The sequence below is a fragment of the Sphingomonas sp. Leaf30 genome, from assembly GCF_001422525.1.
Taxonomy (GTDB): Bacteria; Pseudomonadota; Alphaproteobacteria; order Sphingomonadales; family Sphingomonadaceae; genus Sphingomonas; species Sphingomonas aerolata.
Genome location: NZ_LMKZ01000018.1, coordinates 420,035 through 433,267, shown reverse-complemented (window position 1 = coordinate 433,267; position 13,233 = coordinate 420,035). Strand labels below are relative to the sequence as shown.

Sequence of the window (13,233 nt, the reverse complement as noted above, 5' to 3'; positions counted from 1 at the left end):
GGGGGGGGGGGGACGACCGGATAAACGCAACGAACGGAGTGGGGGGAACGAACGGATGAACGCAACGAACGGAGTGGGGGGCCGAACGGATTAGGGAACACGAACGGATCAGGAGAACGAACCGCCCCGGGGAATCATCCTAACACCCCACCCACACCCCCCGTCATCCTGACGAAAGTCAGGATCCAGAGCCACCAACGATCCCCTCGCGAACCCGGATCCCGACCTTCGCCAACACAACCGACCACAAAAAAAACCCCACCCCGGAAACACCAGAAAACACCCCACCAACAAACCAGGTTACTCTTTCTTCCCTATTTTTCGCGTCCGCTTTTCAACTGACATACTTCTGGTACATCCGCATGGTTTAGCCGGCCCTCATCTGATCGCGGATACCCCACTTGATAGCCAAACGACTTACCCCTTGGCGCTACGCCGTGATGGCACCCGCGCTGATCGGCCTCGCGGCCTGTTCCGGTGGCGGCGGCGACGCCGCAAAAGGCAAGGGCAAGGGCGGTCAGCCGGGCCAGGGCACCCCCACCGTCGGCTATGTCGTGATCCAGCCGTCGAGCGTCGCGATGACCACCGAACTCAGCGGCCGCACGACCGCGTTCGAAAGCTCGGACGTCCGGCCCCAGGTGACCGGGATCATCCGCCGCCGCTTCTTCACCGAGGGCACGCTCGTCAAGAAGGGACAGCCGCTCTACGAGATCGACCCGCGGCTCTACCGCGCCGCCGCCAACGAGGCGCAGGCGAACCTGCAGAGCGCGCGCGCCAATGCCGAGGCGCAGGGCATTCTTGCGCAGCGCTACAAGCCGCTCGCCGAGATGGAGGCGATCAGCAAGCAGGATTACACCAACGCGATCGCGACCTCGCGCCAGGCGACCGCCTCGGTCGCACAGACCCGCGCCGCGCTCGAGACCGCGCAGATCAACCTGAAATTCACGACCGTCCCCGCGCCGATCACCGGGCGGATCGGCCGCTCGCTGTTCACCGTTGGCGCGCTCGTCTCCGCGACGCAGACCGATCCGCTGTCGCAGATCCAGCGGCTCGACCCGATCTTCGTCGACATCCAGCAGGCCTCGGGCGACCTGCTCGCGCTGCGCCGCTCGCTCGGCCAGAACGGCATCGTCCCGACCCGCGCCGAGGTCCGCCTCAAGCTCGAGGACGGCAGCGATTACGGCGCGACCGGCTCGGTCGAATTCGCCGAGGCGCTGGTCAACACCGAGACGGGCACCGTGACGCTGCGCGCGCGCTTCCCCAATCCCCAGGGGCTGTTGCTGCCCGGCATGTTCGTCCAGGCGAAGTTCGCTCAGGCGATCAACCAGCGCGCGTTCCTGGTGCCGCAAGCGGGCGTCGCGCGCGACGCGAAGGGCAATGCGACCGTCTATGTCGTCAGCGCCGACAACAAGGCGGTGCAGAAGACGATCAAGGCCGACCGGACGCAGGGCCCCTATTGGGTCGTCACCAGCGGGCTCAACCCCGGTGACCGGATCATCACGCAGGGGCTGTCGAAGATCGCCCCCAATCAGAGCGTGAAGCCGGTCCCCGAAAACACCGCGCAAAAGATCGAAGCGCCCAAGGGCGACTCCTCGGGTGGCGATAAGGCCAGCCAGAAAAAGGCCGGCTAGACCCTTATGTTATCCCGTGTCTTCATCGATCGCCCGATCTTTGCCTGGGTGCTCGCGATCATCGTGATGCTCGGCGGCATCGGCGCGATCATGAGCCTGCCGATCGCGCAATATCCCGACGTCGCGCCACCACAGGTGACGATCCGCGCCACCTTCCCGGGCGCGAACGCGCAGACGATCCAGAACAGCGTGACTCAGGTCGTCGAACAGTCGCTGACCGGGATCGACGGGCTGATCTATTTCAGCTCGTCCTCGTCGTCGCGCGGCTCGGTGACGGTCACGGTCACGTTCGAAAAGGGCACCGATCCCGACATCGCGCAGGTCCAGGTGCAGAACCAGGTCCAGCAGACGCTGTCGCGCCTGCCCACCCAGGTGCAGCAGCAGGGCCTCGTCGTCCGCAAGTCGAACCCGGACAACCTCCTGATCGTCGGCGTCTATGACGAGACCGACAAGCTGACCAACCAGGACGTCTCGGACTATCTCGTCTCGAACCTCCAGGATCCGCTCGGCCGTATTCCGGGCATCGGCGACAGCAACGTGTTCGGCGCGCAGTATGCGATGCGGATCTGGCTCGACCCGAACAAGCTGGCGAGCTTCCAGCTGATCCCGAGCGACGTGACGACCGCGATCCAGGCGCAGAATACCGAGGTCGCGGCCGGCGAGCTCGGCGGCCAGCCCCAGCCCGACACGCAGATGCTGAACGCGACCGTCACCGCGCAGTCGCGTCTCCAGACGCCCGAGCAGTTTGCCAACATCATCCTGAAGACGACCAATACCAGCGCGACGGTCAAGCTGCGCGACGTCGCGCGGATCGAACTGGGCGCCGAGAACTACAACGCGCGCAGCCGCGTCAACGCGCATCCGGGCGCGGGCATCGCGGTGCTGCTGGCCCCCGGCGCCGACGCGCTCAAGACCGCCGAGCTGGTCAAGGCCTATGTCGAGAAGTCCGCCAAGAGCTTCCCGCCCGGCCTCAAATTCGCTTACGCCAACGACACGACCAACTTCATCAAGCTGTCGATCGAAGAGGTCATCAAGACGCTGATCGAGGCGGTGATCCTCGTCGTCATCGTCATGTTCGTCTTCCTGCAGAGCTGGCGTGCGACGCTGATCCCGACGATCGCGGTGCCCGTCGTGCTGCTCGGCACGTTCGGCGTCTTCTATCTCGCGGGCTTCTCGATCAACACGCTGACGCTGTTCGGGCTCGTGCTCGCGATCGGCCTGCTCGTCGACGACGCGATCGTCGTCGTCGAGAATGTCGAGCGGCTGATGGAGGAAAATCCCGACATGTCGCCGCGCGAGGCGACGATCGAGTCGATGAACGAGATCACCGTCGCGCTGGTCGCGATCGCGCTCGTCCTGTCGGCGGTGTTCCTGCCGATGGCGTTCTTCGGCGGGTCGACCGGCGTGATCTACCGCCAGTTCTCGCTGACGATGGTGTCGGCGATGGTCCTGTCGGTGCTCGTCGCGCTGATCCTGTCGCCCGCGCTGACCGCGACTCTGCTCAAGCAGAAGAAGAAGGATGCCGACGGCAATCCCGAACAGAGCTGGGGCGAGCGCAAATTTCCGAAGGTCGCGCATTTCTTCACGCGCGCGGGCGACAAGTTCAACGACACGTTCGAAAAGGGTACGAGGAAATACGTCGGCGCCGTCCAGTCGGTGGTCAATCGCAAATGGCTGTTCCTGCTGATCTATGCCGCGGTCGTCGCGCTGCTCGCGGTGATGTTCCTCCGCCTGCCCACGGGCTTCCTGCCGACCGAGGACCAGGGCACCGGCATCGTCCAGTTCCAGCTGCCCGCGGGCGCGACGCAAGGGCGCACCTTCGCGCTGCAGAAGCAGATCGAGAAATATTACTTCACCAACGAGAAGGCCAATGTGAGCACGATGTTCACCGTCAGCGGCGGCGGTGGCGGTGGTGCGAGCGGCCAGAATACCGGCCAGGGCTTCGTTTCGTTCGCGCCGTGGGAAAATCGCGAGGGCAAGGAAAACACCGCCGAGGCGATCACCGGGCGCGCGGCCCAGGCGTTTGCGGGTTTCCGCGATGCGCAGGTCTATTCGCTCGTCCCGCCGGCGATCCGCGGTCTCGGCTCGTCGAACGGCTTCACGATGCAGCTGCAGAACAGCGGCAGCCTGAGCCAGACCGAATTCAACGCCGCGCGCGACAAGCTGCTCGCGCTCGCCCGCGCCGATTCCTCGCTGACCGCGATCCGGCTGACCGAACTGCCCGACGTCGCGACGCTGCGCGTCGATGCCGACCAGCAGAAGCTCTCGACGCTCGGGCTGACCCAGGCGAACGTGAACTCGACGCTGTCGACCGCCTGGGGTGGCCAGTATGTCAACGACTTCATCGACCGCGGCCGCGTAAAGCGCGTCTATGTCCAGGGCGATGCGCAGTTCCGCGCAGCACCCTCGGACCTGAGCCAGTGGTTCGTCCGCGGATCGAACGGCCAGATGGCGCCCTTCTCCTCGTTCGCGCGGACCAGCTGGTCGCAGGCACCGACGACGCTGTCGCGGTTCAACGGCATCTCGTCCTACGAGATCCAGGGGTCGGGCGCGGCGGGCGTCAGCTCGGGCGATGCGATGACCCGGATCGCCGAGCTTGCCGGGCAGATCCCCGGCACCTCGGTCGCCTGGTCGGGGCTCTCCTATCAGGAACGCCTGTCCTCGGGTCAGGCACCGATCCTCTACGGGCTGTCGCTGCTCGTCGTCTTCCTGTGCCTCGCCGCGCTCTATGAAAGCTGGTCGATCCCGATCGCGGTGCTGCTCGTCATCCCCTTGGGCCTCGTCGGCGCGATCCTCGCGGTCACGCTGCGCGGGCTCATCAACGACGTGTATCTCCAGATCGGGCTGCTCACAACGATGGGGCTCGCCGCGAAGAACGCGATCCTGATGATCGAGTTCGCCGAACAGGAAGAGCGCAAGGGCAAGCGCGTCATCGAGGCCGCGCTGTCCGCCGCGAAGATTCGTCTTCGCCCGATCCTGATGACCTCGTTCGCGTTCATCCTCGGCGTGCTGCCGCTCGCGCTGTCGACCGGCGCGGGCGCGAACAGCCGCATCGCGATCGGCACCGCGGTGGTCGGCGGGATGCTGACCGCGACCCTGCTCGCGATCTTCTACATCCCGCTGTTCTTCGTGCTCGTCCGCCGCGGCGCGCGCGACGGCATCGCCAAGCTGCGTGGTCGCCCGACCGGCTTCCACGGCGGCGAGGATGACCATGACGGTCGCGATTCCGAAAAGCTCGGTCCTCCCGAACAACCAGGCCCCCACCGGCCGGAGCCCGCATGATGCGTTCGCCACTCCTGATCCTCGCCGCGTCGACCGCGCTCGCGGGCTGCTCGCTCGCCCCCAAATATGTCCGGCCCGAGCTGCCGACGCCGGTATCCTGGCCGGTCGGCGACGCCTATCTGCGGCAGTCCGAGGCGGCGCTGCCGGCCTTCACCTACCGCGACGTGTTCCGCGACCCGCGGCTCCAGCAGATCATCGTCCAGGCGCTTGCGAACAACCGCGACCTGCGCGTCGCCGCGGCGAACATCGCCGCGACCCGCGCGCAATATCGCATCCAGCGCGCCGACCTGCTCCCCCAGATCGATGCGAGCGGCCGCTACAGCTATTCGGGCGGCGGCAATGGCGCGCGCAGCACCGCGACCAGCAACACGGGCACAGGCACGGGCACCGGCGGCACAGGAACCGGGACAGGCACCGGCACGGGCGGGACCGGCACGGGGACCGGCGGCACCGGCACGGGCGGGACCGTCGTCAGCTCGTCCAGCTCGAACAGCGCCTTCTCGGTCGACCTCGGCACCACCGCGTTCGAGCTCGACCTGTTCGGCCGCATCCGCTCGCTCACCGGTGCCGCGCTCAACCGTTATTTCGAGACCGAGGCCGCGGCGCGCGCGACCCGGCTGACGCTGGTCGGCGACATCGCCGACGCGTGGCTGACCTATGCCTCGGACCAGAGCCTGCTCAAGATCGCGCAGGACACCGTCGCCAGCTCGCAGCGCAGCGTCACGCTCACGCAGGCGCGGCTCCGCGGCGGCGTCGCGCCGCGCACCGACCTGCGTCAGGCCCAGCAGATCCTGTTCACCGCGCAATCCGATCTCGCGACTCAGAAGACCGCGCTCGCGCAGGACATCAACGCGCTGCAACTGCTCGTCGGTGCGCCGGTCGACGCCGCGCTGCTGCCCGCCTCGATCGAGCAGGCGCTGCCGACCGTCGCCACCCTTCCCGCCGGCCTCGACAGCGGCATCCTGCTCCGCCGCCCCGACGTCGTTCAGGCCGAATATGAACTGCGCGCGACCAATGCCGAGATCGGCGCGGCGCGTGCCGAGCTGTTCCCGCGCGTCTCTCTCACGGGTCTGGTGGGCCTCGCGAGCAGCGCGCTGACCTCGCTGTTTTCGGGCGGCGCGTTCAACTATTCGGTCGCGCCCTCGATCAGCTATCCGATCTTCCGCGCCGGCGCGGGCGTCGCCAATGTCGAATATACCAAGGCGCAGCGTGATGCCGCGCTCGCCACCTACGAGAAATCGATCCAGACCGCGTTCCAGGAAACCGCCGACGCGCTCGCGCGCCAGGGCACGATCGCCGATCAGCTCGCCGCCAACGTCAATTTCGCCGCGGCGGCGCAGGACACCTATCGCCTGTCCGACGCGCGCTATCGCGGCGGGATCGACACCTTCCTCAGCTCGCTCGACGCGCAGCGCTCGCTCTATACGGCGCGGCGCAACCTCGTCGCGACGCAGCTGGTGGGCGCAAGCAACCGGGTCACGCTCTACCGCGTGCTCGGCGGCGACTCGACGCTCGAGGCGACCGCCAATGGACCGCGGCCGGTCACCGCCACCGGCGCACCACGCGCCGAATAGGCCGGTCGCGCCGGGCCGATCCTGTCGGCCCGGCGCGGGTCGATGATCAGCCGCCCTTCATCGGCGTGACCGCGTCGCGCCCGAACCGCATGATCAGCTCGCCGATCTCGCGCGCCTGGCTCATGCTGCGCTCGCTCTGTGTCCGCAGATAGTCGCTCTGGATCTTCATCACGTCGGTCAGGTCCTTGGCGGACGCCGCCTCGCGCATCGCCGCGAACGCCTCACGCGTGTTCTGCTCGGCCTGGTCGATCATCTTCGCGCCGATCGTCGACCCGTTCTCCGCCATCTTGCGTCCCGATTCCTTCAGCGCCTCGCCCGCGCGCTTGGCGGGTTCACCGAAATGATCCGAAAACGCGGCCTGCGCGCTCTGCGCATCCGCCTGCATCCGGTCGGTCGCGGTCTTCGCCGCACCCGCGGCCTGGTCGGTCGCGGCCTTTGCCCGATCAGCACCCTTGTCGATCGCGGCTTTGACATCGTCTGACATATTTACGGTCCTCTCCATTCCGGCGTGCTTGCTGCATCGGCCTTCGACGGACCCGAAGCATAACCGGTTGTGGCCCGGTCGCAATGTTAGTCGAGCACGCGAAACCGCGTCTCAATCGAAACCCGCCCTTCCCCCGCCCGCCCCCCCTTGCTAAGGCCCCGGCAGTAACCGCATTCAGGTCGGTCCCCTACGCGCCCCCGCGGTCCCATAGGCCGCTTTCCCCTCGGCGCCCGGCGGCCCGACGCCCACGGGAAGGACCCCTATGACTGCCATCGGCCAGGACACCCTCAAGACCCGCACGAGCCTTTCGACCGGCGGCAAGTCCTATGACTATTACAGCCTCGCCAAGGCGTCGGAACAGCTCGGCGACATCAGCCGCCTGCCCTTCTCGATGAAGGTGCTGCTCGAGAACCTGCTGCGCTTCGAGGACGGCGTCACCGTCACGCGCGACGACATCCAGGCGATCGTCGACTGGCAGAAGGAGCGTCGCAGCGACCGCGAGATCCAGTATCGCCCCGCACGCGTGCTGATGCAGGATTTCACCGGCGTACCTTGCGTCGTCGATCTCGCCGCGATGCGCGACGCGATGACCAAGCTCGGCGGCAACCCCGAGAAGATCAACCCGCAGGTTCCCGTCCACCTCGTCATCGATCACTCGGTGATGGTCGATGAGTTCGGCACGCCCAAGGCGTTCGAGGACAACGTCGACCTCGAGTACGAGCGCAACATCGAGCGCTACGAGTTTCTCAAGTGGGGCAGCAAGGCGCTCGACAATTTCCAGGTCGTCCCCCCCGGCACCGGCATCTGCCACCAGGTGAACCTCGAATATATCGGCCAGGCCGTCTGGTCGTCGGCTAGCTCGGGCGACCACGGCGACGGCACGATGATCGCCTATCCCGACACGCTGGTCGGCACCGACAGCCACACGACGATGATCAACGGTCTCGGCGTGCTCGGCTGGGGCGTCGGCGGGATCGAGGCCGAGGCCGCGATGCTCGGCCAGCCCGTGTCGATGCTGATCCCCGAAGTCGTCGGCTTCAAGCTGACGGGCGCGCTGAACGAGGGCATCACCGCCACCGATCTCGTGCTCACCGTCACGCAGATGCTGCGCGCCAAGGGCGTGGTCGGCCGCTTCGTCGAGTTCTTCGGCCCCGGCCTGTCGTCGATGACGCTCGCCGATCGCGCGACGATCGCCAACATGGCGCCCGAATATGGCGCGACCTGCGGCTTCTTCCCGATCGACGACAAGACGCTCGACTACATGCGCCTCACCGCGCGGTCTGACGAGAATGTCGAGCTGGTCGAGGCCTATGCCAAGGCGAACGGCTTCTGGCGCGACGAGAACGCGGAAGACCCCGTCTTCACCGACACGCTCGAGCTCGACATGGGCTCGGTCGTCGCCTCGCTCGCCGGCCCGAAGCGCCCGCAGGACCGCGTCAGCCTCAACAAGGTCGACGAGGTGTTCAACAGCGACCTCCACAAGCTCTACCACAAGGAGCAGCCCGAGCGCGTCGCGGTCGAGGGGCGTGAGCACGACATCGGCGACGGCGACGTCGTGATCGCCGCGATCACCAGCTGCACCAACACGTCGAACCCGTCGGTGCTCGTCGCCGCCGGCCTCGTCGCCCGCAAGGCGAACGCGCTGGGCCTCAAGTCGAAGCCCTGGGTGAAGACCTCGCTCGCGCCGGGTTCGCAGGTCGTCACCGACTATCTCGACAAGGCCGGCCTCACCGCCGACCTCAACGCACTCGGCTTCAACCTCGTCGGCTATGGCTGCACGACCTGCATCGGCAATTCGGGCCCGCTGGCGCCGGCGATTTCGTCGGCGATCAACGAGAACGACCTCGTCGCCGCGTCGGTCCTCTCGGGCAACCGCAACTTCGAGGGCCGCGTCTCGCCCGACGTCCGCGCCAACTTCCTGGCCAGCCCGCCGCTCGTCGTCGCCTATGCGATCAAGGGCACCGTCACGACCGACATGATCGAGACGCCGCTGGGTCAGGGCACCGACGGCCAGGACGTGTATCTGCGCGACATCTGGCCGACCAACGAGGAAGTCCGCAGCACGATGGACGCCAATATCGACGCGTCGATGTTCGGTGCGCGCTACGGTGACGTCTATGCGGGCGATTCGAAGTGGCGCGAGATCGACGTCACGGGTTCGGACACCTACGCCTGGCGCGCAGGGTCGACCTATGTCGCCAACCCGCCCTATTTCGAGGGCCTCAGCATGACGCCGTTGCCGGTGCAGGACATCATCGACGCCAAGCCGCTCGCGATCCTCGGCGATTCGATCACCACCGATCACATCTCGCCCGCAGGCTCGATTAAGGCGGACAGCCCCGCCGGCCGCTTCCTCCAGGAGCATCAGGTCAGCAAGGCCGACTTCAACAGCTATGGCGCCCGTCGCGGCAACCATGACGTGATGATGCGCGGCACCTTCGCCAACATCCGCATCAAGAACGAGATGGTCCCCGGCGTCGAGGGCGGCATGTCCAAATATGACGGCGAGGTCATGGCGATCTACGACGCCGCCATGCGCTTCAAGCAGGACGGCACGCCGCTCGTGATCGTCGCGGGCAAGGAATATGGCACCGGTTCGTCGCGCGACTGGGCAGCGAAGGGCACCAACCTGCTTGGCGTCCGTGCGGTCATCACCGAGAGCTTCGAGCGTATCCACCGCTCGAACCTGGTCGGCATGGGCGTGCTGCCGCTGCAGTTCGCGGAAGGCACCGATCGCAAGACGCTCGGCCTCGACGGCTCGGAGACGTTCACCATCCTCGACGTGGCAAGCATCCGCCCGCGTCAGGACGTGAGCGTGAAGATGACCCGCGCCGACGGCACCAGCGAGACGTTCCAGACCAAGTGCCGGATCGATACCGTCAACGAGCTGGAATATTTCCTCAACGGCGGCATCCTGCACTACGTCCTGCGCAAGCTGGCCGCATAAGCGACCGACGTCGTCCCGGAGCGATCCGGGACGACGCCCGCCCCCTGAACTACCGTCATCCCAGCGAAAGCCGGGATATCCCCGTGAGGCGCATATCGCCCACCACGAGGGATATCCCGGTCTTCGCTGGGATGACGTGTTTCAGGTCAGGAGAGTGGCGGACGGCGCGTCTCGAACGCGACCCAGGCCCGGCAGAAAAAAGCGGGGCGACCATGACGGTCGCCCCGTAGTTCAGGGAGGGACCGGGAGGGGGAACAACCCGGCCACGTCGCCGTCCACAGGGGGAGAGGGAGCGGCGACCCCCACCTCATCGCGCCGATATGTTGCACCAATGTGTCGGAGCCCACGGATCGCCGCAATTCTTCCGCCGATCACCGCACCCGGTGGAAAATGCGCGGAACGCCACCCCCCAACCGTCATCCTGACGAACGTCAGGACCCAGAGCCCCAAACGGGCCCCTCGCCTATCCGTCAACGCCTCTCACGACGCCGCCAGCCCGCTAGAGCGCCCGCCCCGCCACCGCGTCGAGCTTCGCCACCAACGCCGGATCCCGCGCACCCTGCGCCGTGATGATCGCACTGTCGAGACAGGTATCGATCGGCGACGCCGGACGCTCCGCCGGCAGCCCGCGCAGCAACGCCATCACCATCGCGCGCGCCTTGGCCGCATTCGCGCCGAGCTGCGCAATTACCTCCGCGACATCGACCCCCGCCGCATCCTCGCGCCAGCAGTCATAATCGGTCACCATCCCGACCAGCGCATAGGGCAGCTCCGCCTCGCGCGCGAGTTTCGCCTCCGGCATCGCGGTCATACCGATCACGTCGCAGCCCCATTGGCGGTAGAGCCGGCTTTCCGCGCGCGTCGAGAATTGCGGCCCCTCCATCGCCAGATAGGTGCCGCGATCGTCGACCTCGGCCCCGGCCTGACGCGCGGCATCGGCGGCATGGCCCGACAGCCGCGGACACACCGGGTCCGCCATCGAGACATGCGCGACCAGGCCCGTGCCGAAGAAGCTCGACACCCGCCCTTTGGTCCGGTCGATGAACTGGTCGACGATCGTGAAGCTTCCCGGCGGCCGCGCCTCGACCAGCGACCCGACTGACGACACCGCGAGCACATCGGTCACGCCCAGCCGCTTCAACGCATCGATGTTTGCGCGCGCATTGAGCTCGGACGGCGCGATTCCGTGCCCCCGCCCGTGCCGCGGCAGGAACGCCACGCCGACAGGCCCGACGCGCCCGATATAGATCGCATCTGACGGCGCACCCCAGGGTGTCTCCACCGTCTGCCAGCGCCCGTCCTCGATCCCCTCGACCGCATACAGCCCCGAACCGCCGATGATCCCGATCGTCCAGCCGCTCATTCGGCAAGCGCCCGCGGTCGCGCATAGGCGAAGTAGATCACTAGCCCGAGCAGGTTCCACAGCCCGAAATAGAGTTGTGTCTTCGAGGGCAGGCTGAAGAACAGGTACAGGCAGCCGAGAATGCCGACGATGCCCACCAACGTCGCGGCGGGCGCGCGGAAGGTCCGCACCGCATCGGGCGCACGGCGGCGCATCACCAGCATGCACGCACACACCGCGACGAACGCCGCGAGCGTCCCCGCATTGGCGAGTGCGGCGATCTCGGCGAGCGGCAGCAGCCCCGCGATCACCGCGACGATCGCCGCGGTGATCCAGGTGATCCGCACCGGCGCGCCGCGCTTGGAAACCTTGGCAAGCGACGCGGGCAGCAGCCCGTCACGCGCCATCGTGAAGAAGATCCGGCTCTGCCCGAACAGAAAGGCGAGCAGCACGGTCGGCAACGCGATCACCGCCGACGCGCCCAGGAACGTCGCGAACCCCGGCCGCCCGATTTCGCGCAGGATCAGCGCGAGCGGCTCGGCCGAGCCTGCAAACCGCGTGTAGGACAGCGCCCCCACTGCGGCGACCGCGACGAGGATATAGATCGCGATGCACGCCACCATCGACCCGAGGATGCCGATCGCGAGATCGCGGCCGGGGTTCTTGGTCTCCTCCGCCGCGGTCGAGATCGCGTCGAACCCGTAAAATGCGAAGAAGATGATCGCCGCCGCCGCCATCACGCCGCGCTCCGCACCGTCGGGCTGAACGGCCTTGGGAAAGCCGTACGGCATGAACGGCTGCAGGTTCGCGCTGTTGAAATAATGGAGCGCGATGAACACGAACACGGTCAGCGCGATCATCTTCACCGCCACCAGCACCGCGTTCAGCGTCGCACTCTCGCGCGTCCCGAACGACAGTACGCCCGCGACGACCGTGATGATCACGATCGCCGGCACGTTGAGGATCCCGCCGAGTTCGGGGCTGAGCGTCAGCGGCTCGGGAAACCCGAACGCGCCGCGCAGCAACGGCGCGGCATAACCCGACCAGCCGACCGCGACGGTCGACACGACCAGCGAATATTCAAGGATCAGGCTCCAGCCGATCACCCAGGCGATCAGCTCGCCAAGCACGACATAGCTGTACGTATAGGCGCTCCCCGATGCCGGGATCATCGTCGCCATCTCGGCATAGGCGAGCGCGGCGCAGGCACAGATCCCGCCGGCGATGATGAACGACAGGATGACCGCGGGGCCCGCTAGCCCCGCCCCGACGCCGATCAGCGTCAGGATCCCCGTGCCGACGATCCCGCCCACGCCCATCGCGACCAGATGCGGCCACGACAAGGTCCGCGCGAGCTGGTGCTCGGGCGGCTGCTCGGTGACGATTTTTCGGCGAAACAGACTGGCCACGTAGATCCCCTCTTCTTCAGGGGGGAGTGGCACAGGACGGGATGGGCAAGCAAGGCGGCCGGTCGGCCGGCATCGCCTTGGCTCGGCCGGATCTTTGTTCTCCCGCGAAGGCGGGAGCCCAGTCTGGGTCCCCACCTTCGCGGGGACACATTAGCTCACGGCAGAATTTAGACCGTGAAGCTTTCCCCGCACCCGCACGCACCCTTGGCGTTGGGGTTCTGGAACACGAACCCGGCCGTGAAGTCGTCCTCGACCCAGTCCATCGTCGACCCGATCAGGTACAATATCGACCCGCCATCGACGAACAGCGTGCCGCCGGGCGTGTCGATCCGTTCGTCGAACGGCTTGGCCTCGCTCACATAATCGACCGAATAGGCGAGTCCCGAACAGCCGCGCTTGGGTGTCGACAGCTTGACCCCGATCGACTCCTCCGGCGCGCGCGCCATCAGGTCCGCGATCCGCGCATGCGCGGTCGCGGTCAGGTTCAGCGCCGCGGGCCGTGCTCGTAATGTCGTCGCCATGGCTCGTTCCTTCCATCTAAAGCCCCTCCCCTTCAGGGGAGGG

Annotated in this window: 8 protein-coding genes; 4 read left to right on the top strand and 4 right to left on the bottom strand. The window is 66.9% G+C overall.

Translation table 11 applies throughout. The features are described from left to right. The first annotated feature begins 440 nt into the window (after positions 1 to 440). The 3 genes from ASE89_RS15695 to ASE89_RS15685 are packed head-to-tail and all read left to right on the top strand — an operon-like array spanning position 441 to position 6,487. Entirely contained in the window at positions 441 to 1,631 is a 1,191-nt protein-coding gene (locus tag ASE89_RS15695; protein ID WP_056679550.1) for an efflux RND transporter periplasmic adaptor subunit, read from the top strand. Positions 1,632 to 1,637: 6 nt separating this feature from the next. Beyond that, on the top strand, positions 1,638 to 4,913 hold the full coding sequence (locus tag ASE89_RS15690; protein ID WP_056679547.1) for a multidrug efflux RND transporter permease subunit: 3,276 nt from the start codon (positions 1,638 to 1,640) through the stop codon (positions 4,911 to 4,913). Next, positions 4,913 to 6,487: an efflux transporter outer membrane subunit gene (locus tag ASE89_RS15685; RefSeq protein WP_443024353.1), complete on the top strand. Its 1,575-nt coding sequence runs from the start codon at positions 4,913 to 4,915 to the stop codon at positions 6,485 to 6,487. Before ASE89_RS15690 ends, ASE89_RS15685 begins: the two co-directional genes overlap by 1 nt. 46 nt (positions 6,488 to 6,533) lie before the next feature. Here ASE89_RS15685 and ASE89_RS15680 read toward each other — a convergent pair whose 3' ends face one another. Next, positions 6,534 to 6,971 carry a phasin family protein gene (locus ASE89_RS15680; RefSeq protein ID WP_236701822.1) on the bottom strand — a complete coding sequence of 146 codons (438 nt, stop codon included), beginning with the start codon at positions 6,969 to 6,971 and terminating at the stop codon, positions 6,534 to 6,536. 262 nt (positions 6,972 to 7,233) lie between these two features. Between ASE89_RS15680 and acnA the strand changes: the two genes are divergently transcribed. Further along, positions 7,234 to 9,918, top strand: coding sequence for an aconitate hydratase AcnA (acnA, locus tag ASE89_RS15675; protein ID WP_056679541.1), 2,685 nt, complete (start codon positions 7,234 to 7,236; stop codon positions 9,916 to 9,918). Positions 9,919 to 10,417: 499 nt separating this feature from the next. On the opposite strand, the gene mtnP is transcribed toward acnA, so the two are convergent. The 3 genes from mtnP to ASE89_RS15660 form a co-directional block, all read right to left on the bottom strand. Then, positions 10,418 to 11,281, bottom strand: a complete 864-nt coding sequence (gene mtnP, locus ASE89_RS15670) for an S-methyl-5'-thioadenosine phosphorylase (RefSeq protein WP_056679536.1) — start codon at positions 11,279 to 11,281, stop codon at positions 10,418 to 10,420. Further along, a complete protein-coding gene (locus ASE89_RS15665) occupies positions 11,278 to 12,669 on the bottom strand; it encodes an amino acid permease (protein WP_056679533.1) in 1,392 nt (463 codons plus the stop codon). Before ASE89_RS15665 ends, mtnP begins: the two co-directional genes overlap by 4 nt. Before the next feature lie 167 nt (positions 12,670 to 12,836). Beyond that, positions 12,837 to 13,190 carry a HesB/IscA family protein gene (locus tag ASE89_RS15660; protein ID WP_031441054.1) on the bottom strand — a complete coding sequence of 118 codons (354 nt, stop codon included), beginning with the start codon at positions 13,188 to 13,190 and terminating at the stop codon, positions 12,837 to 12,839. Positions 13,191 to 13,233 lie beyond the last annotated feature (43 nt).